Raw genomic sequence first — 25,050 nt, 5'->3', positions numbered from 1 at the left:
GAGTATGGCATGCGTTTCCGGTTCCGAAACAATCCCATGACGGTCGCAAACAGGATTGTTCAGATTCCTCGCAACAGATCACAGATGCAGGATCAGGGTCTTGAGCGGCGGTTGCTGGTCCATGGACGGGAAGTCGCGAGCGGGTGTCAGCACCTGCCATTCGCGCACCGGGCGACCGGCTTTTTCGGCACAGCGCAGCACCTGTTCGCGCCAGTCGTCCAGCGTGACTTTCGCCAGGTTGTTGCAGCAGATCAGCACGCCATTGTCAGCGGTGGCCAGCAGGGCAGGCTTGAGCAGACTCTGATAGTCGCGCAGCAGGTCGACGGTGCCGAATGCACTCTTGGCCCAGGCCGGCGGGTCGAGCAGCACCAGGTCGTACTGGCGCTGTTCCAGGCGTGGGTAGCTGGGCAGCTTTTGTCCACGGCGCTGGCTGATGGGCAGGCCGGCCAGTTGCCGGATCGCCGGGAAGTAATCCGATTGCACGAACTGCATGGCCGGCAATTGCGGATTGAGCTGGCCGTTCTCGCGGCCGACCGCCAGGTTGCCCTCGGCGAAGTCCAGGTTGCAAACCTCGCGGGCACCGCCCGCCGCGGCACTTAGGCCGACGCCACAGGTATAGGCGAACAGGTTCAGCACGCTCTTGCCGGCGCTGTGGGCCTTGACCCAGCCACGGGCGTTGCGCAGGTCGAGAAACAGCAGCGGGTCCTGGCCGGCATGGCGACCGCGTACCCGGTAGTTCAAGCCCCATTCGTGACCGACCAGGTCTTTGAGCGCCTCTTCTTCGGCGCGGTAAACCGAGTCCTCGCGGTCGATGCGTGAGTTGCCCCGGGAGCGGTCGTTGTAGACCAGCAGGGTGTCCAGGCCCAGTTGCTGCTGGACGGTCTCGTGCAATTGCAGCAAGGCATCGCGTTCCAGCGTCTGGTGAAAGCTTTGCACCAGCAGCTGCGGGCCGTAACGATCGATGGTCAGGCCCCCGGCGCCTTCCTGGCTGCCATGGAACAGCCGATAGCAGTCGGTGCCTTGCTGATGCAGCTCGACGAGCAGGTCCTGGCGATGATCGAGGGCGGCGCGCAGCGCCTGATTCAAGGAAGACATGCGGGCGCCTTGCGGATGATTGGGCGGGGCAGTCTACCAGCTTCGACCACCCCCTGTAGGAGCAGCCGGTCGACGCTCGATCACCCGCGAAACAAACGTCATGGCACCGCAGTGTTACAGGTATGGCGCGTCATCGTTGACGATTTATCGCGGGCAAGCCTCGCTCCTACAGGAAGGGCGCTGGATCAGCGTTCGATTGCCAGCGCCACGCCCTGGCCGCCGCCGATGCACAAGGTCGCCAGGCCTTTTTTGGCATCGCGCTTGAGCATTTCATGCAGCAGGGTCACCAGCACCCTGCAGCCCGAGGCGCCGATCGGGTGGCCGAGGGCGATGGCGCCGCCGTTGACGTTGACCTTGCTCGCGTCCCAGCCCAGCTCCTTGCCCACCGACAGCGCCTGGGCGGCGAAGGCTTCGTTGGCTTCGATCAGGTCCAGTTGCTCCAGGGACCAGCCGGCCTTGTCCAGGCAGCGGCGGGTGGCCGACACCGGGCCGATGCCCATGATCGCCGGGTCGACGCCGGCGTTGGCGTAGGCAGCGATCTTCGCCAGCACCGGCAGGCCCAGAGCCCGGGCCTTGGCGGCGCTCATCAGGATCACCGCGGCGGCGCCGTCGTTGAGCGACGAGGCGTTGCCGGCGGTGACCGTGCCGTCTTTCTTGAAGGCCGGCTTGAGCTTGCCCAGGGATTCGGCGGTGGTGCCGGCGCGCGGCTGCTCGTCGGTGGCGAAGGCCACAGGCTCGCCCTTGCGCTGGGGAATCAGGATCGGGGTGATCTCATCGACGAAACGTCCGCCCTCGATGGCGGCCACGGCCTTCTGCTGCGAGGCGGCGGCAAAGGCGTCCTGGGCTTCGCGGCTGATGGCGTATTTGTCCACCAGGTTCTCGGCGGTGATGCCCATGTGGTAGTCGTTGAAGGCGTCCCACAGGCCGTCGCTGATCATGGTGTCGATCATCTGGCTGTGGCCCATGCGCAGGCCGGTGCGGGCACCGGGCAGCACGTAATTGGCCAGGCTCATGTTCTCCTGGCCGCCGGCGATGATCACCTCGGCGTCGCCGCAGCGGATCGCCTGGGCGCCCAGGTGCAGGGCCTTGAGGCCGGAGCCGCAGACCTTGTTCAGGGTCAGCGCCGGCACGGCGTGGGGCAGGCCGGCCTTGATCGCGGCCTGGCGCGCGGGGTTCTGCCCGGCGCCGGCGGTGAGCACCTGGCCCATGATCACCTCATCGACCTGGGCGCCGTCCAGGCCGGTCTGGGCCAACAGCTGGCGGATCACCGCGGCCCCCAGATCGACCGCGGGAATGTTCGCCAGCGAACCCTGGAAACTGCCGACCGCGGTGCGGGTGGCGGCAACGATTACGACGTCTTGCATGGCGCGAATCCTCATTGTCATTGGCGGCATCGGTCGGTGGCTATGGAAGGTGACCGATGCGCGAGAACTTGGAAAATCATGGTTGCATAGAAGGTCGCGACGCTGCCAATCGCGAACCGATGGGTCGCGTTCTGTTCGCCCGGTCGGGTATTACAGGCCCATGCGCCGGCGTGCGCGATGTATCGAGCCGTTGCGTACCGCCCAGCGCAGCATCGGCGCACTGCGGTTGACGCTGGCGCGGATCAGCTGGCGTTGCAGCAGACCCTGGTTGACGCCCAGCATATCGCTGGCCCAGTCGGGCAACAGGTCGATGCCGGCCTGCATCATCAACGAGCCAAATGGCTTGGCCAGGCGGCTTGGGGCAGGTGCCGCCAAGAGCAAACGCAGCACCTCGCGGCTGCGTTCATCGCAGAGCAACTGGGGGCGCATCCGTGCCAGGTAAGCCGCCACGGCCCGGCGCGAGCGCGGCACATCAGTGGCGCCAAGACGCTCGGCGATCAGCGCGACTTCCCCGTAGTAACGGTCCTGGTCGGCAGGCGACAGGTGCGGGTTGCGATAACGCAGGTGCGCCGCCAGAAAGCTGTTGACCTCGGCCACATGCACCCAGGTCAGCAGTTGCGGATCGCTGGCGGCATAGGGCCGGCCGTCTGGTGCGGTGCCAACAATCTGCAGGTGAATGGTGCGCACCTTGTCGATCAGCCATTCGGCATCCTGCCGCGAGCCGAAGGTAGTGCCGGAAATGAACTGTGCGGTGCGCCGCAGGCGCCCGATCATGTCTTCCCGGAAGTTCGAGTGATCCCAGACCCCGGCCAGGGCCAGCGGGTGCAGGGCCTGCATCAGCAAGGCGCTGATGCCGCCGATCAGCATGCTGCTGAAATCGCCATGCACCTGCCAGCAGATGGCGTCCGGGCCGAACAGGCCCGGGTCGCCCTTCGGGTTGTCCAGGTCGAGCTGGCCCAGCGACAGGCCACCCAGGCTCATCACCTGGGTTTCGATACGACTGCGAATGAATTCCATACCGCTTGGCTGTTCCTTGGTTGAGGCCCGAGGACCCGCTCAGAGGTTCAGGCGTTTATCGATCAGGCCCTCGACCACGCTCGGGTCGGCCAGGGTCGAGGTATCGCCCAGGCTGTCGAGCTCGTTGCAGGCGATCTTGCGCAGGATACGCCGCATGATCTTGCCCGAGCGGGTTTTCGGCAAGGCCGGCGCCCACTGGATCAGTTCCGGCTTGGCGAAACTGCCGATCTCGCGACTGACCAGACTCAACAGTTCCTTCTTCAGTTCTTCGCTGGGCTCGACGCCGTTCATCGGGGTGACAAAGGCATAGATGCCCTGGCCCTTGAGGTCGTGGGGATAGCCGACCACCGCAGCCTCGGCGATGCTGTCGTGCAGGACCAGGGCGCTCTCGACTTCGGCGGTGCCGATGCGATGCCCGGACACATTGATCACGTCGTCGATGCGTCCGGTGATCCAGTAGTCGCCGTCTTCATCGCGCCGCGCGCCATCGCCGGTGAAGTAGTAGCCCGGGTAGGGTTTGAAATAGGTCTCGACCATGCGCTGCGGGTCGCCGTAGACGCTGCGGATCTGCGCCGGCCAACTGGCCTTGATCGCCAGGATGCCGCTGCCGGCGCCGTTGATTTCCTTGCCGTGCTCATCCAGCAGCACCGGTTGCACGCCGAACATCGGGCGGGTGGCGCAGCCCGGCTTGATGTAGCTGGCGCTGACCAGCGGGCTGAGCATGATGCCGCCGGTTTCGGTCTGCCACCAGGTGTCGACGATCGGGCAGCGCTGCTCGCCGACGCTATTGAAATACCACTCCCAGGCTTCCGGATTGATCGGCTCGCCGACAGTGCCCAGCAGGCGCAGGCTGCTGCGCGAGGTGTGTTGCAGCGGCTCGGGGCCTTCGCGCATCAGCGCCCGCAATGCGGTGGGGGCGGTGTAGAAGATGTTCACCCGGTGCTTGTCGATGACCTCCCAGAAGCGCGAACTGCTCGGATAACTGGGCACGCCCTCGAAGATCAGGGTGGTCGCGCCATTGGCCAGCGGGCCGTAGACGATGTAGCTGTGGCCGGTGACCCAGCCGACGTCGGCGGTGCACCAGAAGACTTCGCCTTCGCGGTAGTCCAGTACGTATTTGAAGGTCATCGCCGCTTGCAGCAAGTAGCCGCCGGTGGTGTGCAGCACGCCTTTGGGTTTACCGGTGCTGCCTGAGGTGTAGAGGATGAACAGCGGGTCTTCGGCGTCCATCGGTTGCGGCGGGCAGTCGTCTTCGACGTCGCGCAGGGCCTGGTGATACCAGAGGTCGCGGCCTTCGATCCAGTTCACCGGGTTCTGGGTGCGCTCGATCACCACCACGGTGCTGACGTTCGGGCAGCTTTGCAGAGCCTTGTCGACGTTGTTTTTCAAGGGTATGAACTTGCCGCCGCGCACCCCTTCGTCAGCGGTGATCACGGTGCGGCAGTCGGCGTCGAGAATGCGGTCGCGCAACGCGTCCGGGGAAAATCCGCCAAAGACCACCGAGTGCACCGCACCGATACGGGTGCAGGCGAGCATGGCGTAGGCCGCCTCGGGGATCATCGGCATGTAGATGCACACCCGGTCGCCTTTTTTCACACCGCGGCTTTTCAGGACGTTGGCCAGGCGGCAGACGTAGTGATGGAGTTTCTTGTAGGTGATTTGCAGCGACTCGGCAGGGTCGTCGCCTTCCCAGATGATCGCTACCTGATCGCCGCGTTTTTCCAGATGGCGGTCGATGCAGTTGTAGCTGACGTTCAACTGGCCGCCGGCGAACCAGCTGGCGGCGCCGGTTTTCAGGTCATAGCGCTGCACGGTTTGCCAGGGAGCGCTCCAGTCGAGAAAGCGGGTGGCCTGTTCGGCCCAGAAGGTACTGGGGTGCTCGATGGATTCGCGGTACAGCCGCTGGTAGTCGTCCTGACTCAATTGTGCGGCCCGGCGGACGGCATCGGCTTGGGGGAACATGCTGATATCGAACATGACGGTTCCTTATTCTTGTTTTAGCGACAAGTAATAAAGATGCGCCTTGATCGGAAGGGGTTCAAGGGGAGGGCGGTCTTGGACGACCGATCGAGAATCGGCCCGCTGCTATGCAATGGATGGGGTTTGCACAGCAGCGGGCCGGTTCGCGAAGGGGGATTTCAGCGGGCTATCAACCGCGGTGGCGACCGCGGAAGTAGTTGATCAGGCCCTGGGTCGAAGCATCCTCGGCCGGGGCTTCTTCGCTGCCGACCAGGCGGTTGTAGACGCCCTTGCCCAGCTCCTTGCCCAGCTCCACGCCCCATTGGTCGAAGGCGTTGATGCCCCAGATCACGCTCTGCACGAAGACCTTGTGTTCGTACATCGCCACCAGCGCGCCCAGGCGGCGTGGGCTGATGCGCTCGACCACCAGGGTGTTGCTCGGGCGGTTGCCGGGGATCACCTTGTGCGGTGCCAGCTTCTGGACTTCGGCCTCGCTCAGGCCTTTTTCACGCAGCTCGGTCTCGGCCTCAGCGCGCGTCTTGCCGAGCATCAGCGCCTGGCTTTGCGACAGGCAGTTGGCGTACAGCCACTGGTGATGGTCGGCGACCGGGTTGAAGCTGACGATCGGCACGATGAAGTCGGCCGGAATCAGCTGGGTGCCCTGGTGCAACAACTGGTGGTACGCGTGCTGACCGTTGCAGCCCACGCCACCCCAGATCACCGGGCCGGTGTCGGTGGAAACCGGCGTGCCGTCCTGGCGCACGCTCTTGCCGTTGGATTCCATGTCCAGCTGCTGCAAGTGCTTGGTGATGTTGCGCAGGTAGTGGTCGTACGGCAGGATCGCGTGGCTTTGCGCGCCCCAGAAGTTGCCGTACCACACGCCCAGCAGGGCCAGGAGAACCGGCATGTTCTGCTCGAACGGCGCGGTCTGGAAGTGCTGGTCCATGGTGTAGGCACCGGACAGCAGTTCCTTGAAGTTGGACATGCCGATGGCCAGGGCGATCGGCAGGCCGATGGCCGACCACAGCGAGTAACGCCCGCCGACCCAGTCCCACATCGGGAAGATGTTCTCTTCGCGGATGCCGAAGGCTACCGCGGCGGCGTTGTTGCTCGACACTGCGATGAAGTGGCGATACAGCTCGGCCTCGGAGCCGCCCTGAGCCAGGTACCAGGCGCGTGCGGCCTGGGCGTTCTTCAGGGTTTCCAGGGTATTGAAGGATTTCGACGAGACAATGAACAGGGTGGTTTCGGCGCGGATCTTCGAGGACAGCTCGTGGAACTCGCTGCCGTCGATATTGGCCAGGTAATGGCAACGCACGCCTTTCTGGGCGTAGGACAACAGGGCTTCGGACACCAGCTCGGGACCGAGGAAGGAACCGCCGATGCCGATGTTGACCACGTCGGTGATCGGCTTCTCGGTGTAGCCACGCCACAGGCCGTCATGGATGCGCCCGACCAGCTCGGTGATCTGGTTCAGCACCTTGTGCACTTCCGGCATCACGTTGACGCCGTTGACCGACAGCTTGTCGCCCACCGGGCGGCGCAGGGCGGTGTGCAGGGCCGGACGGCCTTCGGAAGAGTTGACCAGCTCACCGGCGAACAACGCCTTGATCGCGTCCTGCAGGCCGGCTTCGTTGGCCAGGCCCACCAGCAGGTTGCGGGTTTCGGAGGTGATCAGGTTCTTCGAGTAATCGAGAAAAAGCCCACAGCCGCTGAGGCTGAATTGATGAAAGCGCTGCGGGTCGGCATTGAAGGCCTCGCGCATGCTGAAATCCTGCATGGCCTGGCGGTGGTCATTCAACGCTTGCCAGGCGGGCAGAGCGGTAACGTCGTGAGGAGTGCGGTAGTACGCCATCGCTGCGGTTTTCCTTTTACTTGAACTGCCTGTTGGACACTGAAAAGCCCGGAACGTCCTGCTCGAAGAATAACGTTCGGTCAAACCTGCGCTGACACGATTAAGCACGCAGGGCGATAACAGTAACTCTCGCGTGCTGATCTGTCTTGGCTTTGTCTGACCTGCGGCCGGTACTTTTTTACACCGGCGCCTCAGAGCCGCGCACGAACGGGATTTCAGGGGGTGAGAATGACTGGGGTTCAGGCGACCTGAACCGGGATGGCATGGCTGGTGTGGCTCAGCTCGTTGCCCGGCGCCATATAGAGCATGCGTGGCTTGAAGTTGAGCAGTTCGGCTTCGCTGTAGTGAGCGTAAGCGCAGATGATCACCCGGTCGCCGACCTTGGCCTTGTGCGCGGCGGCGCCGTTGACCGAGATCATGCGCGAGCCTTCCTCGCCACGAATGGCGTAGGTGGTGAAGCGTTCGCCATTGTCGACGTTGTAGATCTGGATCTGTTCGTACTCACGGATACCGGACAAGTCCAGCCATTCACCGTCGATGGCGCAAGAGCCTTCGTAGTCGAGCACAGCGTGGGTGACTTCGGCGCGATGCAGCTTGGCCTTGAGCATGATGGCGTGCATGAGTGGTTCTCTCGGTCAGGTCCTCGAACAGGGCCCGCAGCATCGCTGCAGGCCCCGGGCGGCGGCAGTTTGCCCGAAGGTCGGGCTTCGGGCAATCGGCCTTTGGGACCTAGGCGTCGAGGTCCAGATGCAGGTTGTCGATCAGGCGGGTAGCGCCCAGATAGGCCGCCGCCAGGATCACCAGGTCGCGGTCTTGCGCGGTGGCCGGGCGCAGGGTCCGGGCGTGGCGGATTTCCAGGTAATCGGGGCGCAAACCTGCGGCTTCGAGCACTCGTTTTTGCTCGTCCAGCAGCTTTGGATAGTCCCGCTCGCCCTGGCTGATGGCCTCGGCGATTTGAGTCAGGCCACGATAGATCACGGGGGCGATGGCACGTTGTTCCTCGCTCAGGTAGCCGTTGCGCGACGACAGCGCGAGGCCGTCGGCAGCACGTACGGTGGGCTCGCCGATGATCTGGATCGGCATGTTCAGGTCATGCACCAGGGCGCGGATCACCGCCAGTTGCTGGAAGTCCTTCTGACCGAAGACCGCAAGGTCCGGCTGCACCATGTTGAACAGCTTGCTGACCACCGTGGCCACTCCTTCGAAATGCCCGGGACGGCTGGCGCCGCACAGGCCTTCGGAGAGTTGCGGCACGCTGACCCGGGTCTGGCCGTCCATGCCGTCGGGGTACATCTCTTCGACGGTCGGGGCGAACAGCAGATGGCAACCGGCTTGCAGGAGCTTTTCCTGGTCGGCGGCCAGGGTCCGCGGGTACTTGTCGAGGTCTTCGCCGGCGCCGAACTGCAGCGGGTTGACGAAAATGCTCGCCACCACGAAATCCACCCGCTGGGCCGCCTTGGTCACCAGGGCCGCATGACCGCTGTGCAGGTTACCCATGGTCGGTACGAAGCCGATGCGCTTGCCCTCGCTGCGGGCACGGGCCACGGCGGCACGCAGTTCACGTACGGTTTTGACAGTATTCATGCAGAAAACCCGTGTTCGGCGCCTGGGAAGGTCACGGCCTTGACTTCATTGACGTAGGCGCTCAGGGCGGCCTGGATGCTTTCCTGGCCGACCATGAAGTTCTTCACGAACTTCGGCGCGCGACCGCTCAGGGACAGGCCCAGCATGTCGTGCAGAACCAGCACCTGACCGTCGGTGCCGCTGCCGGCACCGATGCCGATCACCGGAATTTTCACCGCCTGGGTGATTTCCGCCGCCAGTTCGCTTGGCACGCATTCGAGCAGCAGCATCGCTGCGCCCGCCGCTTCCAGGGCGATGGCGTCGGCACGCATCTGCCGGGCCTGGTTTTCGTTACGGCCCTGGACCTTGTAGCCGCCGAGGATGTTCACCGATTGCGGAGTCAGACCCATGTGGGCGCAGACCGGGATACCGCGTTCGGCCAGCAGGCGGATGGACTCCGCCAGCCAGAGCGCGCCTTCGACCTTGATCATGTGCGCACCGGCCTGCATCAACTGGGCGCTGTTGTTCAGGGCCTGTTCGGTGGTGGCGTAGGCCATGAACGGCAGGTCGGCGAGGATCAGGGCGCCACTGTTACCGCGTTTGACCGCGGCGACGTGGTAGGCCATCTCGGTGGTAGTGACCGGCAGTGTGCTGTCGTGCCCTTGCAAGACCATGCCGAGGGAGTCGCCCACCAGCAGTACTTCAACGCCAGCCTGGCAACAGGTGTGGGCGAAGGTCGCGTCATAGCAGGTCAGCATGGTGATTTTTTCACCTTTCTGCTTGAGGCCTTGCAGGGTGGTCAGGGTGATGTCTGGCATGAAAAAAGGTCCTCATTCAGGCGCTCTGGAAACTGCTGCGAGTAACGCGCGTGATTCTTTATCTATGCAGGCGCACGGTCTGTTGTCGTGCTTATAAGGCCTGGATTGCGCCCTGTAACGCCGTGTTGGCGGCAACGGGACGCCTATAGTCGTGAGGAGAACTCGGGAAGTCAATTGCATGTGTTACCGCATTGTTACGGCGTGAGTGTTACCGCCGTAACTGATGCGTTTCAGCAGTCAGGCCAGGCGTTCCAGGCCGACAAATGGGCAGGCGGCGAGCAGATCGCGCAGGTGGCGGCCGTCGGCCAGTTGCAGGTCGACGGGGGCCAGTTCGGCCAGGGGATAGAGGACGAAGGCCCGGGCCTGCATATGGTAATGCGGCACTTTGAGCCGCGGCTCATCGATCAGGCGATCGCCGAACAGCAGGATGTCCAGGTCCAGGGTACGTGGCCCCCAGCGTTCGAGACGCTCGCGGCCCTGGCCGTTTTCGATGGCTTGCAGCGCGTCCAGCAGTTCGAGGGGCGCGAGGCTGCTGTCCAGGGCGGCCACGGCGTTGGTGTAACGCGGTTGGCCGGGCAGCAGGGAGTCGCTTTGATAGAAGGCCGAGACCCCCGCCAGTTGGCTGTGTGGCAACTGCGCCAGGGCGTCGATCGCGCTGCGCAATTGCTCTGCCGGGGCAGCCAGGTTGCTGCCCATGCCGATGTAGATGCGTTCCATCGGGTTATTCGCCGGAAGCGCTCGGTGCGCCGGCGGTGGCGCGTTTGCGTTTGGCGCCACTGCTGCGGCGACGCTTGCGCGGACCTGTGCCGGCTTCGTCCTTGCCGCTCAGATCGCGAATCATGTCGCGGCGACCGGCTTCGTTGGCGTCCTGATAGTCGGTCCACCATTCGCCCAGGCCATCGGTCTGTTCGCCGGCGCTTTCGCGCAGCAGCAGGAAGTCATAGCCGGCGCGGAACCGCGGGTTGTCCAGCAGTTGATCGGCGCGCTTGCCGCTGCGGCGTGGCAGACGTTCCTGCATGTCCCAGATTTCGCGGATCGGCATGGTGAAGCGTTTTGGAATGGCGATGCGCTGGCACTGTTCGCTGATCAATTCGTGAGCGGCCTCCTGCATCGCCGGAATCGGCGGCATGCCGCGTTCCTGAAGGCGCAGCACGCGAGCCGGCAAGGCAGGCCACAGCAGCGCGGCGAACAGGAAGGCTGGGGTTACCGGCTTGTTCTGCTTGATGCGCAGGTCGGTATTGACCAGGGCTTCGCTGATCAGCGTATGGGTGTAGGTCGGGTTGTACTCCAGAGCCTCGGCGCTGGCCGGGAACAGCGGATCGAACAGTTGCAGGTCGACCAGCATCTCGAAGGTGTCGGCGGCATGGCCGGACAGGAACAGCTTGAGCACTTCCTCGAACAGACGCGCCGAGGGGATTTCCCGCAGCATGGGGGCCAGGTCGCGGATCGGTGTGGCAGTGTGTTTCTCGATGCCGAAATCCAGCTTGGCGGCGAAGCGCACGGCCCGCAGCATGCGTACCGGGTCTTCCTGGTAGCGCTGGCGTGGATCGCCGATCAGGCGGACCAGGTGATTGCGAATGTCGTGCACGCCGTTGGCGTAATCGAGGATGCGTTCGCTGACCGGATCGTAATACAGGGCGTTGATGGTGAAGTCGCGGCGCTGGGCGTCCTCTTCGAGGGTGCCGTACACGTTGTCGCGCAGGATGCGCCCGCTTTCGTTGCGCGAGGACTGGTTGCTGTCTTCCTCTTCATCGTTTTGTGGGTGGTTGGCGCGGAAGGTCGCGACCTCGATGATTTCGCGACCGAAGTGGATATGCACCAGCTTGAACCGACGGCCGATGATCCGCGCGTTGCGGAATTCGGCCCGCACCTGTTCCGGCGTGGCGCTGGTGGCGACGTCGAAATCCTTGGGGGTGATATTGAGCAACATGTCGCGCACGCAACCGCCGACCAGGTAGGCCTGGTAGCCGGCGTTCTGCAGGCGTTCGACGATGTTCACCGCATAACGGCTGAACTGGGCGCGTTGCAGCGAGTGTTGGCTGCTGTTGAGCACTTCAGGCGTGCTGCGTTTGTGTTGCGTACGACGCAAGGGAGAACGGAATGACTGGAACAACTTCTTCAGCATGGGATGCACTGTTTGAAGGAATGTTCGGCCATAACGAAGAATGACCGCATGATGGGCGGGGATTCTAGCATTTAGTCGGGGGATGGTGTAGGAAGCTGCGGCGAGTCGTGTGCGGGGCTTTGGAACGCGGGTTGGCGGGGCTTTGCGTCAGTAAAGTCGCAATCGCGGAAACCACAAGGGGAGCCGAAGCTCCCCCAGAAGTGTTTGCGTGCTCTATTTTTATTATTGGTTTCGGGCTTTTTGTTTTTGTTTAACGCCCTTGTCACCTGGTTAACCCAGGATGACCCTCCCAATCGGGAGCCAAGAGCAAACGGATTGCTTTGGTCGCTGTGTTGCAATGATCGATGATCCAACCAGTTCAGGCTCTGCCTTAGGGCAGTTTTTGTTGTTCTCGGCCTGGTTGTGGGGCAAGCCCCAATGACAACGCCTCTCCAAAAGAATCAGTTAGCTGCGCCTCCGCCGTGTTGTTTTTATTGTGCGTGAGTCGATTCGTCTTATTTTTATTGTCTTATGCATTGCTTGTTATTGTTCTTGTACCAAACATATAGCAGGTGCCGTGCCAACTTTTGCGAAGCCCAGTAAAACAAGGGGTTAGGCGTGGTTTTGAGGTTTTCGCGGGCGAAAAAAAGCCGGGGCTTCGTTACCTTAAGCCCCGGCTTTTGTTACGTGAAATGACTGAGGTAACAGTTTTTTCACAAGGTCGCGTGTTACCCGCAACCCGTTACCGCCGGACTTCAGCTTTCGCTGGCGACCCCGGTCTTGCGCCGTGGGATGCCCAGGCGCTGGCGGCGTTCCCACAGGCATTTGCGGCTGACGCCCAGTTTGCGCGCCAGTTCGGTCTCGGTCATATGGTCCTGGTGCTCGAGGACGAAATGCTGGAAGTAGTCTTCCAGCGACAGGTCTTCGGTCGGCTCGTGGCTGCTGTTGTTGGCGTTGGCGGCCTGGGGCGCCAGGCCGATGAATTCGTCGTCTTCCAGATCGCTCAGTTCGATATCGATACCCAGCAGCTCGGCGGAGATTTCCGGGCTTTCGCACAGGATGACCGAGCGCTCGACGGCGTTTTCCAGTTCGCGAACGTTACCTGGCCACGAGTAGTGACGAATGGCTTGCTCGGCGTCCGGAGCGAACTTCAGGTCAGTGCGGCCCACGCGCGCGCTTTGACGGGCGAGGAAGGCATTGGCGATTTCGTTGACGTCGGCGCCGCGCTCGCGCAGGGCTGGCAGTTTCAGGGCAATCACGTGCAGGCGGTAATACAGGTCTTCACGGAACTGGCCGATCTTGGCCAGGCTCTTGAGGTCGCGGTGGGTCGCGGCGATCAGGCGCACATCGACCTTCTGCGATTGCACCGAACCGACCCGGCGAATCTCGCCTTCCTGCAGCACACGCAACAGGCGGGCCTGGGCTTCGAGTGGCAGTTCGCCGATTTCGTCGAGGAACAGGGTGCCGCCGTCCGCCGCTTCCACCAGGCCGGCGCGCCCGGCGCTGGCACCGGTGAAGGCGCCTTTTTCATGTCCGAACAGCTCGGACTCGATCAGGGTTTCCGGAATGGCCGCGCAGTTCACCGAGATCATTGGCGCCTTGGCACGCTTGGACAGGTTGTGCAGGGCGCGGGCTACCAGTTCCTTGCCGGTCCCGGACTCACCCTGGATCAGTACATTGGAGTCTGTCGGGGCGACCTTGCGGATCTTGCTGTACAGATCCTGCATCGGTGGGCAGGAACCGATGATGCCGATTTCGCCGTTGCTGGCGCTGGCTTTGTCCGCACCGTTGCCCGGCTTGGCGGCCGGCCGCTCGTTGGGGCTGCTTTGCGCGGTCTGGCGGTCGCGCAGGATGCGCGCCACGGCCTGGAGCATTTCGTCGTGGTCGAAAGGCTTGGCGATGTAGTCCACCGCGCCCATCTTCATCGAGTCGACCGCCGAGCGCAGGCTGGCGTAGCTGGTCATGATCAGCACCGGGGTGCCCTGGCCGAGCTTGATCAGTTCGGTGCCGGGGGCGCCTGGCAGGCGCAGGTCGCTGACGATCAGGTCGAACGTGGGAATGCTGAAACGCTCTTGTGCTTCCTGCACGGAACCGGCTTCGCTGACCTGGTACTGGTTGCGTTCCAGCAGGCGGCGCAAGGCGGAGCGGATAATTGTTTCGTCTTCGACGATCAAAATGTGCGGCATTGATTCGATTCTCTCGACGGTCTCAGTTCACAGCGGACGTCGCTTCGACATGACGCGGTAAAGTCACCCGGATACGGGTGCCGCGTTGGCTTTCGGTGTCAGCCGGGCTGTCGATGGTGATTTGTCCATAATGCTCTTCAACGATGGAATAGACCAGTGCAAGGCCCAGTCCGGTGCCCTCGCCAGGATCCTTGGTGGTGAAGAAGGGTTCGAACAGTCGATCCATGATGCTCGAGGGGATGCCGCTGCCTTCGTCTTCGACGATCAGGTCGATCGTGTGTTCGCCGGCCTCGCTCTTGACCCGTACCGCGCTGCCCGCCGGTGAGGCGTCGCGGGCATTGGATAGCAGGTTGATCAGTACCTGGGCGAGCCGCTGCGGGTCGCCATCGACCCAGTGGTCCGGATCGCACAGGTTGAAGAATTGCACTTCGAAGTTGCGCCGGTTCAGCGCCAGCAGACCAATGGCGTCCTGCGCCACCTCGGCCAGGCACACGGCTTCGTCGTTGTGCTGGTGGCTGCCGGCGTGGGCGAAGCTCATCAGCGACTGGACGATGCGCGATACGCGCTTGGTCTGCTCGAGGATCTGGCCGCTGATTTCGGTGAGTTCGCCGTCTTCTTCGCGCTCCTCGCGCAGGTTCTGCGCCAGGCAGGCGATACCGGTGATCGGGTTGCCGATTTCGTGGGCCACGCCGGCGGCCAGGCGGCCGATGCTGGCCAGCCGCTCGGAATGCACCAGCTTGTCTTCGAGCATCTGGGTTTCGGTCAGGTCTTCCACCAGCAGCACCAGGCCGCTGTTGCCCGGGGCCAGGGGTTCGTCGATGGCGGCCTTGTGCAGGTTCAGCCAGCGGGTCTGGCCGTCGAGGGCCAGGTGCTGTTTATGCAGATGTTCATCGGGGATGTTGATGAAGCCTTGCAGCAGTTCTCTCCAGGGATCGGCGATGGTGCTCAGGCGCGAACCGACCACATGCTGCGCCGGAATGCTGGTGAGCTCTTCCATGGCCTTGTTCCACATGAGGATTTCCTGGTCCTTGGCCAGGGAACAGACGCCCATCGGCAGCTCCTGCAAGGTCTGGCGGTGGTAGCGGCGCAAGGCATCGAGCTCGGCGGCCAGGCCGGTCAGGCGCGAGTGGTAGTCCTCGAGCCGGCTTTCGATGAAGTGAATGTCTTCGGTCACATAGTTTTCGCCGCCGGCCTTGTAGGGCAGGAAGGTTTCCACCATGTCCTGGGCCACGCTGGGGCCCATCAGGCCGGACAGGTTGGCCTCGATACGGTCGCGCAAGCGGCGCAGGGCATAGGGGCGGCGTTCGTCGAAGGGCAGGTAGAGGTCGCGCAGCGCCTGCTCGACTTCCTTCTGCGCGGCCTTGGCACCCAGGGGCTTGGCCAGCTGGGTGGCGAACTCCTGGGGTGAGGCAGCATGCAGTTCGCGACGTTGCGGCCGGCGCACGTTGTCCACCGCGCAGGCTTCGGCGGCGCTGGCTTCTTCGGAGCTGGCGTTGGTGAACAGCGAAATCAGGGTGAACATCAGGACGTTGGCGGCCAGCGAGGCGATAGCCGCCATGTGCCAACTGGTGTCGTCCAGCACGTAGATCATGTTCAGCAGCGGTATATAAAAGCCCTGCAAGTTGCCGATCAGCGGCAGCAACATGGTCACCAGCCACACCAGCGTCCCGGCCATCAGCCCGGCGATGAAGCCGCGCCGGTTGGCAGTCGGCCAGTACAGCACCGAGAGTACGCCGGGGAGGAACTGCAGGGTCGCGACAAAGGCCACGATGCCGAGGTTGGCCAGGTCCTGTTCGGCTCCCAGCAGCAGGTAGAAGGCATAGCCGGCCATGATGATGGCCACGATCAGTGCGCGGCGGGTCCATTTCAGCCAACGGTAGATGTTGCCTTCGGCCGGTGGCTGATACAGCGGCAGCACCAGATGGTTGAGGGCCATCCCCGACAGCGCCAGGGTCGTGACGATGATCAGGCCGCTGGCGGCGGAAAGCCCACCGATATAGGCCATCAAGGCCAATGCCGGTTTGTTGGCGGCGATGCCGATGCCGAGGGTGAAGTATTCGGGATTGGTGGTGGCGCCCAGTTTCAAGCCGGCCCAGAGGATCAGCGGTACCGCCAGACTCATCAGCAACAGGAACAGCGGCAGGCCCCAGCTGGCGCTGACCAGCGAGCGCGGGTTGAGGTTCTCGGTGAAAGTCATGTGGTACATGTGCGGCATCACGATCGCCGAGGCGAAGAACACCAGCAGCAGGGTGCGCCACGGTCCTTCCTGCAATGGCGTGTGCAGGGCGGCGAGGGCGGTCTGGTTCTGCAGCAGCCAGAGTTCCAGCTGTTGCGGGCCATCGAACACACCGTACAGGGCATAGAGGCCGACGCCGCCGATGGCGATCAGCTTGATCACCGACTCGAAGGCGATGGCGAACACCAGGCCTTCGTGCTTTTCCCGGGTGGCGATGTGCCGGGAGCCGAAGAAGATGGTGAACAGGGTGATCAGCGCGCAGAAGCTCAGGGCCACCCGGTGCTGCACCGGCTCGCGGGTGAGGATACCGATGGAGTCCGCGACTGCCTGGATCTGCAAGGCCAGCAGCGGCAATACCCCGACCAGCATGATCACCGTGGTCAGCGCGCCGGCCCAGGTGCTGCGAAAACGGAAGGCGAACAGGTCGGCCAGCGACGACAGTTGGTAGGTGCGGGTGATTTTCAGGATCGGGTAAAGCAGCACCGGCGCCAGCAGGAAGGCACCGGAAACCCCGAGATAACTGGAAAGGAAACCGTAGCCGTACTGATAGGCCAGGCCGACCGTGCCATAAAAGGCCCAGGCGCTGGCGTAGACCCCGAGGGACAGGGTGTAGGTCAGCGGGTGGCGGATGATCGAGCGCGGGATCATGCCGCGTTCGCTGATCCAGGCCACCCCGAACAGCACCAGCAGGTACGCGGCGCTGATCAGGATCATCTGGGTCAGGCTAAAGCTCATCGGCATCTTTTTGGCTCTGCAGGATGAAGGTCACGACGATCAGGATCAGCCAGAGCAGATACGGGCGATACCAGGCGCCCGTAGCATCGATCCACCAATCCATGATGGCGGGGGAGAACAGATAGATCCCCACTACCAGCAGCAGGACCAAGCGATAGATGTACATCTCGGCCTCTCTTTATTGTGTGCGTGCCCGAAAACGTGCGGCGATGGTAACGGATGGGCGCCAACCTGCAAGGGGCGTCAGCGGATTTGCGCTTCGGGCACGCTCAGTGTGCGTGGGATCAGTAAAGCATCCCAGTGTTCGATGCCCCAGCTCAGCACTTCCCGAGGGCTGGCATGGACCATTTCGCTGTCGGTTTTCTGCCCCAGGGCGCGCAGGGCACGCAACAGCAGTGGTGTGGCCTGGTCCGCGGCCAGCGGCGGGGAGCGGTAGGACTTGCCCAGTTTATGCCCATCCGGCTGGGTGATCAGCGGCACATGCAGGTAGCGCGGCTGTGGCAGGCCGAGCAACTCTTGCAGGTACAGCTGGCGCGGGGTGGAGTCCAGCAGGTCGGCGCCGCGGACGATATCGGTCACCCCTTGCCAGGCGTCGTCGAGCACCACTGCCAGTTGATAGGCGTAGAGGCCGTCGCGGCGGCGGATCACGAAGTCGCCCACATCCCGTCCCAGGTGCTGGCGGAATTCGCCCTGGACCCGATCGGTGAAACGATATTCCAGCTCCGGTACGCGCAAGCGGATGGCGGCATCTTCCTGGCCATGTCCGGCATTGCGGCACAGGCCCGGATAAATGCCGTGGTAGGGCTCCAGTTGCTTGCGTGAACAGGTGCAGGCGTAAGCCAGGCCCTGGTTGAACAGACGGTCGAGGACTTCGGCGTAGGCCGCGTGCCGCTCGCTCTGGCGGACCATTTCACCGTCCCACTCGAAGCCGTAGCTTTCCAGGGCCTTGAGAATGGCCGCCTGGGCGCCGGGCTCTTCCCGGGGGGGATCAAGGTCTTCCATGCGCAACAACCAGCGGCCGCCGACGGCGCGGGCATCGAGGTAGGAGGCCAGGGCTGCGACCAGCGAGCCGAAATGCAGGTGCCCGCTGGGGGTTGGGGCAAAGCGCCCGATGTAGGAAGAGGCGTGAGAGGCAGTCATGGAGAGGATGTTACTTCGTTCGGTCCCGAGGTGACGATGGCGTCTGGCGGATCGCCATCGCGAGCAAGCTCGTTCCTACAGGGGGGAGGCGGCAGAAACAAAAACGGAGCGTTCGCACGCTCCGTTTTTCATTCAAGCCAGCGATTATTTGCCGACTTGTTTTTCCTTGATTTCCGCCAGGGTCTTGCAGTCGACACACATGTCGGCGGTAGGGCGGGCTTCCAGGCGGCGAATACCGATCTCGACGCCGCAGGATTCGCACCAGCCGTATTCTTCGTCTTCGATCAGTTGCAGCGTCTTGTCGATCTTCTTGATCAGCTTGCGCTCACGGTCGCGGGCGCGCAGTTCCAGGCTGAATTCTTCTTCCTGGCTGGCACGGTCGGCCGGATCGGGGAAGTTGGCTGCTTCGTCTTTCATGTGATCAACAGTGCGATCGACTTCCTGCATCAAGTCCTGTTTCCACTTGTTCAGGATCTTGGTGAAGTGCTCGCGCATGGGCTTGCCCATGTACTCTTCGCCTGCGGTTTCAACATAAGGCTCGAAGCCGCTGATCGATTGATTCTGTTGCTTTGCTTGGGTGGGCATGAAATGGACCGCCTCTACTCATGTAATCCATTGCGCAGGATTGCTCCATCACCGACACATGCCGGCCCTGCGACTGCAAGCGGGCGAACTTACCAGATCAAATCGGACGGCGCTACTCCCGGTTGTCGAGCCCGCGTCCCGCGGCGCTTGCAAAGGTCGATGCCGCCTGGCCTGGTCTGTTCGGGGGCCTGGTCAATTAATGATTTTAGCCAAGCCTGGGCCTGGTGTCGGTGTTCTTTAATGGGTTGGATGGCGGGGCTCAAAGGCTTTGGGCTCTCCCTTGTCCCCGGGGTTGGGTAGAATCGGTTTTTTGCTCACTTCAATGAAGGAAGGCTAATGGCTCAGCCCTACAGTGCGCGCAGCCGCGCTATCGAACCTTTCCACGTGATGGCCCTGCTGGCCCGTGCCAATGAGCTGCAAGCGGCCGGGCACGATGTGATTCACCTGGAAATCGGTGAACCGGACTTCACCACGGCTGAGCCGATCATCAAGGCCGGGCAGGCCGCGCTGGAAGCGGGCAGGACCCGCTACACCGCCGCCCGCGGGATTCCCGAGCTGCGCACGGCCATCTCCGGTTTCTATCGGCAGCGTTACGGGCTGGACATCGACCCCGAGCGCATCATGATCACTCCCGGTGGTTCCGGTGCGCTGCTGCTGACCAGCAGCTTGCTGGTCGACCCCGGCAAGCACTGGCTGCTGGCGGACCCAGGCTACCCCTGCAACCGGCACTTCCTGCGCCTGGTGGAAGGCGCGGCGCAACTGGTGCCGGTCGGTCCGGACGTGCGTTATCAGCTGACACCGGATCTGGTGGAGCGCTATTGGGATCAGGACAGTGTCGGCGCCCTGGTGGCATCGCCGGCCAACCCCACCGGGACCTTGCTTTCCCGCGACGAACTGGCGGGGTTGTCGGCCGCGGTGAAGGCGCGTAACGGTCATCTGGTGGTGGACGAGATCTACCACGGCCTGACCTACGGCTGCGATGCCGCCAGCGTGCTGGAAGTCGATGACAGCGCCTTTGTCCTTAATAGCTTTTCCAAATATTTCGGCATGACCGGCTGGCGCCTGGGCTGGCTGGTGGCGCCGCAGGCGGCGGTCGGCGAGTTGGAGAAGCTGGCGCAGAACCTCTACATCAGTGCCCCGAGCATGGCCCAGTACGCTGCGCTTGCCTGCTTCGAGCCAGACACCATCAGTATTCTCGAAGAGCGTCGCAACGAGTTTCAGCGGCGCCGCGACTTCCTCCTGCCAGCCCTGCGCGAGTTGGGTTTTGGCATTGCGGTAGAGCCGGAAGGGGCGTTCTACCTGTATGCCGATATCAGCGCCTTCGGCGGCGATGCCTTTGCCTTCTGCCGGCATTTCCTCGAGACCGAACACATTGCCTTTACCCCGGGGCTGGATTTCGGTCGCCATCAGGCCGGGCACCATGTCCGGTTCGCCTACACCCAGAGCCTGCCGCGCCTGCAGGAAGCGGTGGAGCGGATTGCCCGTGGCCTGCGGAGCTGGCAAGGCTGATGCGTTTTCATCCCCCACTCGAAGAAGGTCGCCTGGTCCGTCGTTACAAGCGTTTTCTCGCTGATATCGAGACCATTGGCGGCGAGTTGCTGACCATTCACTGTCCCAACACCGGTTCCATGTTCAATTGCATGGTCGAGGGCGGGCAGGTCTGGTTCAGCCGTTCCAATGACCCCAAGCGCAAATTGCCGGGGACCTGGGAAATCAGCGAAACGCCCCAGGGGCGGCTGGCTTGCGTCAATACGGCGCGGGCCAACACGCTGGTGGAAGAAGCCTTGCACGCCGGGGTGATCACTGAGTTGAACGGTTTTACCGCCCTCAAGCGGGAAGTGCCCTATGGCCAGGAAAACAGTCGTATCGACTTCCGCCTGGACTATCTGGACGGCCCGGCTTTTGTCGAGGTCAAAAGCGTCACCCTGGGCTTTGACGGCTCCGCGGTCGCGGCCTTTCCGGATGCGGTGACCCAGCGTGGGGCCAAGCACCTGCGGGAATTGGCCTGTCTGGCGCGGGACGGTATTCGCGCGGTGCAGTTGTATTGCGTCAACCTGTCGGGTGTCGAAGCGGTGCGACCGGCCGAAGAGATCGACCCCGGTTATGCCGCGGCGCTGCGCGAGGCGGTGGTGTCCGGGGTCGAGGTACTGGCCTACGGGGTATGCTTGACCGCCGAGGAAGTGTGCATCGACCGTCGTCTGGACGTATTGCTCAACGGCTAAAGCTGAACCCAGATGCCCTGGCTGTCTTCCCGGCAGGGGATGGCCGTCAGGGATTGCCCGGCACAGGGGCCGGCCACGCATTCACCGTTTTCGATCAGAAACAGCGCACCGTGGGTGGCGCACTGGATCAGGCTGGCGCTGGGATCGAGGAACTGGTCGGGTTGCCACTCCAGAGCGACCCCGCGATGGGGGCAGCGATTGGTGTAGACGTATACCTGTCGATCGCGGCGCACTGCGAAAAGCGGCTGGCCTTCAAGGTTGAAACCTCGGCTGGAAGCCTCCGGCAGATCGCCGGGGGGGCAAAGAAACTTCATGTCTATCCTCGGTAACCGACGGCTCTGGGCTCAGGCTGTCACAGTTTTCCTGTGGGCGCTTGGTGAAACATGTCTGTGCTTGACGGTCAAATGCAAACAATTATCAAATGGCCGCTTCGCCTGTGGGGCGCTTGCTCATTTCGATGCCTGGGTTGCAGGGCATGTCACATGTACGGCGGTTTCCGTGGGCCCACTCTCTGAAGGAAATACCTTTATGCGTTCGAGTGCCCGCGCAATCGCGCTCTGTGTCGGACTTCTGGCCAGCCATGCCGCTGCGGCGGCCGAGCTACCACAACGCTGGGTGAGCGCCGGCGGCGCCTTGTCCGAATGGGTGAGCGCGCTGGGCGCCGAATCGAAGCTGGTGGGCGTGGACACCACCAGCCAGCATCCCGAATCCCTGAAGAGCCTGCCGAGTATCGGTTATCAGCGTCAGTTGTCGGCGGAAGGCATTCTCAGCCTGCGCCCGCAGATTCTGGTGGGTACCGAAGAGATGGGGCCGCCGCCAGTACTCTCGCAGGTGCGCAGCGCTGGGGTGCAGGTCGAGCTGTTCTCGGCCCAGGCCGACCTGCCGACCCTGCGGGGCAATTTGCAGCATCTGGGCAAGTTGCTGGGTAGCGAAGACAAGGCGACGCAGCTGTTCGAGCAATACCTGCAGCAGTTGGAGCAGCAGCGGGCCTGGGTCGGCCAGGCCCAGAAGAAACAGGTCGCGCCAGGTGTGCTGCTGTTGCTCGGGCATGCGGGTGGCAAACCTCTGATTGCCGGTAAGGACACGGCCGCCGACTGGCTGCTGCAGCAGGCGGGCGGACGCAACCTTGCGACCCACACGGGCTACAAGCCCTTTTCCAATGAGTCGTTGGCCGAACTCAACCCCGAGGTGCTGGTGTTTGCCGATCGCAGCCTGAGTGGTGAGGCAGCCCGCGCCGCGCTGTTCAAGGAGAACCCGATTCTCGCCTCCAGCGGCGCGGCCAAGGCCGGCCGGGTCTTCGAGATTGATCCGACCTTGCTGGTGGGAGGCCTGGGGCCGCGCTTGCCACAGAGCCTGAAAAGGCTGTCGGCCGGTTTCTATCCAGCCGAGTCGAGCCAGGCCAGCACCGCCCAATGACCCCTTTGCTTAAACCCCGTGCGCTGTTCATTGGCCTGAGCCTGCTGTGTCTGTTGGCGATCTGGCTGTCCCTGGCACTCGGGCCGGTCAGCCTGCCGTTGCTCGACACCCTGCGTGCCGCCCTGCGTTTGCTGGGCCTGCCTATTGAGGGGCAGGGGCTGGAGCAGGCTGAACTGATCCTCGGGCAGATTCGCCTGCCACGCACCTTGCTGGGGCTGGCCGTAGGGGGCGTCCTGGCCCTGTCCGGCGTGGCGATGCAAGGGCTGTTTCGCAATCCCCTGGCCGACCCGGGGCTGGTAGGCGTTTCGAGTGGCGCGGCGCTGGGCGCGGCCTTTGCCATCGTCGGTGGCTCGTTGCTGGGTGGCGTGCCGGAAGCGATCGGTCCTTACCTGCTGTCGTTCTGTGCCTTTCTCGGTGGTCTGGTGGTGGCGTGGCTGGTCTACCGCCTGGGGCGGCGCAACGGCCAGACCCATGTGGCGACCATGCTGCTGGCCGGGATCGCGTTGACGGCGCTGGCCAGCTCGGCGGTGGGCCTTTTCACCTACCTGGCCGACGACGCGACCCTGCGCACCCTGACGTTCTGGAACCTGGGCAGTCTCAACGGTGCCAGTTATTCGAGGTTGTGGCCGCTGCTGCTGATCAGCGCGGCCGTGGCATTGTGGCTGCCACGCCGGGCCAAGGCCTTGAATGCCTTGCTGCTGGGGGAGTCTGAAGCCGGTCATCTGGGGATCGATGTCGAACGGCTGAAGCGGGAGTTGGTGTTCTGTACCGCGCTGGGGGTCGGCGCGGCTGTCGCTGCTGCCGGGTTGATCGGCTTTGTCGGGCTGGTGGTGCCCCATCTGGTGCGACTGCTATCGGGGCCTGACCACCGGACCTTGTTGCCGGCGTCGATACTGGCCGGCGCCAGCCTGCTGTTGCTGGCGGATCTGGTGGCGCGCCTGGCGCTGGCGCCTGCGGAGCTGCCCATCGGCATCGTGACTGCTTTCATCGGGGCGCCATTCTTTCTGTTTTTGTTATTGCGAGGGCGCGCCTGATGCTGCGAGCGGAAAATCTGGCGGTGCGCCGTGGCAGGAAAACCGTGCTGGAAGGGATCGACCTCGAGCTCAAGCCCGGTGAAGTGCTGGGAGTGCTGGGGCCCAATGGCGCGGGCAAAAGCACCTTGCTGGCGGCCTTGTGCGGCGAGCTGAAACCCGATCAGGGTCAGGTCTGGCTGGATCAGCGTGAGCTCTCCAGGTGGGACGGCGGGCAAAAGGCGCAAAGGCTGGCGGTGTTGCCGCAAAGTTCGACGCTCGAGTTCGCCTTCCGGGTCGAAGAGGTCGTCGGCCTGGGGCGCCTGCCTTATCAAAGCGGCCGGGCGCGGGATGACGAGATCGTCCTGCAGGCCCTGCAAGCGGCGGATGCCGGGCACCTGCACGGTCGCAGCTATGTGGCCTTGTCGGGCGGCGAGCGTCAGCGCGTGCACCTGGCCCGGGTGTTGGCGCAGCTGTGGCCGGGCGCGGTCGGCCAGACCCTGTTGCTCGATGAGCCGACCTCGGCCCTCGATCCCTTGCATCAACATGTCACGTTGCAGGCCATCCGCGAATTTGCCGATCGTGGGGTCACGGTCCTGGTGATCCTGCATGATCTGAACCTCGCCGCGCGATATTGTGATCGCCTGTTGCTGCTCGAAGGCGGGCGGCCCCACTCGCTGGACAGCCCGGCGCAGGTGCTGCGGCCCGAACCGCTCAAGGCGGTGTTCGGACTGGAGGTACTGGTGCAGGCGCACCCCGAGCGCGGCCACCCTTTGATCATCGCCCGCTGAGGCGATTCGCGGAGACGCCACATGCGTGTGTTATTGATCCTGAGTGTGTTGCTGCTGGGCGCCTGCGAGGGCGTGTCGGTCATGCCTGAACTTCCGGTCCAGGCTGAACACGGGGCGATTCAGGACTTGCGCAGTGGAAAGCTCCTGACTCCAGAGGAACTGGTCATTCGTCTGGCCCGGGCGCCGCGGGTGATTGTCGGCGAGCAGCATGACCACCCCGAGCATCACGCCTTGCAGCTGTGGTTGTTGCAGGCGATGGCGACCCAGCGCACGCAAGGCAGCCTGCTGTTGGAGATGCTCACGCCGGACCAGCAGCCGCGGGTCGACTCGCTCCGCCAGCACAAGGCGGCGCAGGGCTTGCCCGATGATCTGCCAGATGCATTGGCCTGGTCGCCGGGGTGGGACTGGGCGCTGTACGGACCTGTCGTGCGCTATGCGTTGCTCCAGCCTTATCCGTTGCTGGCCGCCAATCTGGATAGCTCCGAAGTTCGCGACATCTATCGCCAGGCACCAGCCTTGAGTGGCGAGCACTCGAATGCCGCCTTGGTGCGCAATGAGTTGCTGCAGCAAGTTCGTGACTCCCATTGTGGCCTGCTGCCCGAAAGCCAGATGCCAGCGATGCTGGCGGTTCAGCAGCAGCGCGACCGACGCATGGCCGAGCGCTTGCTGGCGGCACCGACGCCGGCGCTGCTGTTTGCCGGGGCCTTTCATGCACGCAGGGATGTCGGGGTGCCGGTTCACCTGCGGGACCTCGACGCATCGAACGGCACCGTGGTACTGATGCTGGCGCAGAAGGGCATGCACGTATCGCCGCAAAGCGCGGATTACGTGTGGTACAGCGCGCGGTTGCCGGAGAAGGACTACTGCGCCCAGATGCGCCAGTAGGCTTTTTTCAGGCAAAAAAAGACCCGGCAAGAGCCGGGTCAAATAACCGTGATTAGCCTGATGAGGAGA

The 25,050-nt window shown here is 63.4% G+C and carries 22 protein-coding genes; 6 read left to right on the top strand and 16 right to left on the bottom strand.

Annotated features, from left to right (window positions below; all coding sequences use genetic code 11):
• Positions 1-78: 78 nt before the first annotated feature.
• The 15 genes from CXQ81_RS28170 to dksA all read right to left on the bottom strand — a co-directional run bounded on the left by CXQ81_RS28170 (position 79) and on the right by dksA (position 18,657).
• Entirely contained in the window at positions 79-1,095 is a 1,017-nt protein-coding gene (locus tag CXQ81_RS28170; RefSeq protein ID WP_007924670.1) for a class I SAM-dependent rRNA methyltransferase, read from the bottom strand.
• Between the two features lie 185 nt (positions 1,096-1,280).
• The gene (locus tag CXQ81_RS28165) at positions 1,281-2,459 is read right to left on the bottom strand and encodes an acetyl-CoA C-acetyltransferase (protein WP_009043190.1); all 1,179 of its coding nucleotides are present in this window, start codon (positions 2,457-2,459) and stop codon (positions 1,281-1,283) included.
• Positions 2,460-2,609: 150 nt separating this feature from the next.
• The gene (locus CXQ81_RS28160; protein ID WP_101339145.1) at positions 2,610-3,476 is read right to left on the bottom strand and encodes an oxygenase MpaB family protein; all 867 of its coding nucleotides are present in this window, start codon (positions 3,474-3,476) and stop codon (positions 2,610-2,612) included.
• A gap of 39 nt (positions 3,477-3,515) precedes the next feature.
• Positions 3,516-5,453, bottom strand: coding sequence for an acetate--CoA ligase (gene acs / locus CXQ81_RS28155; protein ID WP_101339144.1), 1,938 nt, complete (start codon positions 5,451-5,453; stop codon positions 3,516-3,518).
• Between the two features lie 172 nt (positions 5,454-5,625).
• Positions 5,626-7,290: a glucose-6-phosphate isomerase gene (gene pgi, locus CXQ81_RS28150; protein ID WP_101339143.1), complete on the bottom strand. Its 1,665-nt coding sequence runs from the start codon at positions 7,288-7,290 to the stop codon at positions 5,626-5,628.
• A 239-nt stretch (positions 7,291-7,529) separates the two neighbouring features.
• Positions 7,530-7,910, bottom strand: a complete 381-nt coding sequence (gene panD, locus CXQ81_RS28145) for an aspartate 1-decarboxylase (protein WP_007924662.1) — start codon at positions 7,908-7,910, stop codon at positions 7,530-7,532.
• Positions 7,911-8,019: 109 nt separating this feature from the next.
• The gene (gene panC, locus CXQ81_RS28140; protein ID WP_101339142.1) at positions 8,020-8,874 is read right to left on the bottom strand and encodes a pantoate--beta-alanine ligase; all 855 of its coding nucleotides are present in this window, start codon (positions 8,872-8,874) and stop codon (positions 8,020-8,022) included.
• The gene (gene panB / locus CXQ81_RS28135; protein WP_101339141.1) at positions 8,871-9,671 is read right to left on the bottom strand and encodes a 3-methyl-2-oxobutanoate hydroxymethyltransferase; all 801 of its coding nucleotides are present in this window, start codon (positions 9,669-9,671) and stop codon (positions 8,871-8,873) included. Before panB ends, panC begins: the two co-directional genes overlap by 4 nt.
• 237 nt (positions 9,672-9,908) lie before the next feature.
• The gene (gene folK / locus CXQ81_RS28130; protein ID WP_087091974.1) at positions 9,909-10,388 is read right to left on the bottom strand and encodes a 2-amino-4-hydroxy-6-hydroxymethyldihydropteridine diphosphokinase; all 480 of its coding nucleotides are present in this window, start codon (positions 10,386-10,388) and stop codon (positions 9,909-9,911) included.
• Between the two features lie 4 nt (positions 10,389-10,392).
• Positions 10,393-11,796, bottom strand: coding sequence for a polynucleotide adenylyltransferase PcnB (locus CXQ81_RS28125; protein WP_009045657.1), 1,404 nt, complete (start codon positions 11,794-11,796; stop codon positions 10,393-10,395).
• Between the two features lie 734 nt (positions 11,797-12,530).
• Positions 12,531-13,961, bottom strand: a complete 1,431-nt coding sequence (locus CXQ81_RS28115) for a sigma-54 dependent transcriptional regulator (RefSeq protein ID WP_007924652.1) — start codon at positions 13,959-13,961, stop codon at positions 12,531-12,533.
• Positions 13,962-13,983: 22 nt separating this feature from the next.
• Entirely contained in the window at positions 13,984-16,938 is a 2,955-nt protein-coding gene (locus tag CXQ81_RS28110) for a sensor histidine kinase (RefSeq protein WP_009045655.1), read from the bottom strand.
• Positions 16,922-17,098, bottom strand: coding sequence for a hypothetical protein (locus tag CXQ81_RS28105; RefSeq protein WP_003176118.1), 177 nt, complete (start codon positions 17,096-17,098; stop codon positions 16,922-16,924). The genes CXQ81_RS28110 and CXQ81_RS28105 overlap by 17 nt, the downstream gene beginning before the upstream one ends.
• A gap of 77 nt (positions 17,099-17,175) precedes the next feature.
• Positions 17,176-18,072, bottom strand: a complete 897-nt coding sequence (gluQRS, locus tag CXQ81_RS28100; protein WP_101339140.1) for a tRNA glutamyl-Q(34) synthetase GluQRS — start codon at positions 18,070-18,072, stop codon at positions 17,176-17,178.
• A gap of 144 nt (positions 18,073-18,216) precedes the next feature.
• Entirely contained in the window at positions 18,217-18,657 is a 441-nt protein-coding gene (gene dksA, locus CXQ81_RS28095) for an RNA polymerase-binding protein DksA (RefSeq protein ID WP_007924645.1), read from the bottom strand.
• A gap of 336 nt (positions 18,658-18,993) precedes the next feature.
• Here dksA and CXQ81_RS28090 point away from each other — a divergent pair, with 336 nt between their 5' ends.
• Entirely contained in the window at positions 18,994-20,166 is a 1,173-nt protein-coding gene (locus CXQ81_RS28090; RefSeq protein ID WP_101339139.1) for a pyridoxal phosphate-dependent aminotransferase, read from the top strand.
• Positions 20,166-20,879: a DNA/RNA nuclease SfsA gene (gene sfsA, locus CXQ81_RS28085; protein WP_101339138.1), complete on the top strand. Its 714-nt coding sequence runs from the start codon at positions 20,166-20,168 to the stop codon at positions 20,877-20,879. The genes CXQ81_RS28090 and sfsA overlap by 1 nt, the downstream gene beginning before the upstream one ends.
• Here sfsA and CXQ81_RS28080 read toward each other — a convergent pair.
• A complete protein-coding gene (locus CXQ81_RS28080) occupies positions 20,876-21,193 on the bottom strand; it encodes a Rieske (2Fe-2S) protein (protein ID WP_009045652.1) in 318 nt (105 codons plus the stop codon). The genes sfsA and CXQ81_RS28080 overlap by 4 nt on opposite strands.
• Positions 21,194-21,407: 214 nt before the next feature.
• Here CXQ81_RS28080 and CXQ81_RS28075 point away from each other — a divergent pair, with 214 nt between their 5' ends.
• The 4 genes from CXQ81_RS28075 to CXQ81_RS28060 are packed head-to-tail and all read left to right on the top strand — an operon-like array spanning position 21,408 to position 24,981.
• Positions 21,408-22,295 (top strand): hemin ABC transporter substrate-binding protein, encoded by an 888-nt coding sequence (locus CXQ81_RS28075; RefSeq protein ID WP_101339137.1) that lies wholly within the window; start codon positions 21,408-21,410, stop codon positions 22,293-22,295.
• 50 nt (positions 22,296-22,345) lie between these two features.
• Entirely contained in the window at positions 22,346-23,329 is a 984-nt protein-coding gene (locus CXQ81_RS28070; RefSeq protein ID WP_177323787.1) for an iron ABC transporter permease, read from the top strand.
• Positions 23,329-24,096 (top strand): heme ABC transporter ATP-binding protein, encoded by a 768-nt coding sequence (locus tag CXQ81_RS28065; RefSeq protein ID WP_101339136.1) that lies wholly within the window; start codon positions 23,329-23,331, stop codon positions 24,094-24,096. Before CXQ81_RS28070 ends, CXQ81_RS28065 begins: the two co-directional genes overlap by 1 nt.
• Before the next feature lie 21 nt (positions 24,097-24,117).
• Positions 24,118-24,981: a ChaN family lipoprotein gene (locus tag CXQ81_RS28060; RefSeq protein ID WP_101339135.1), complete on the top strand. Its 864-nt coding sequence runs from the start codon at positions 24,118-24,120 to the stop codon at positions 24,979-24,981.
• The last annotated feature ends 69 nt before the right edge of the window (positions 24,982-25,050 follow it).

Source organism: Pseudomonas sp. 09C 129 (genome assembly GCF_002843625.1).
Lineage (GTDB): Bacteria > Pseudomonadota > Gammaproteobacteria > Pseudomonadales > Pseudomonadaceae > Aquipseudomonas > Aquipseudomonas chlororaphis.
Note: the sequence above shows the minus strand (reverse complement) of the source record. Positions and strands in the feature narration are given on the sequence as shown.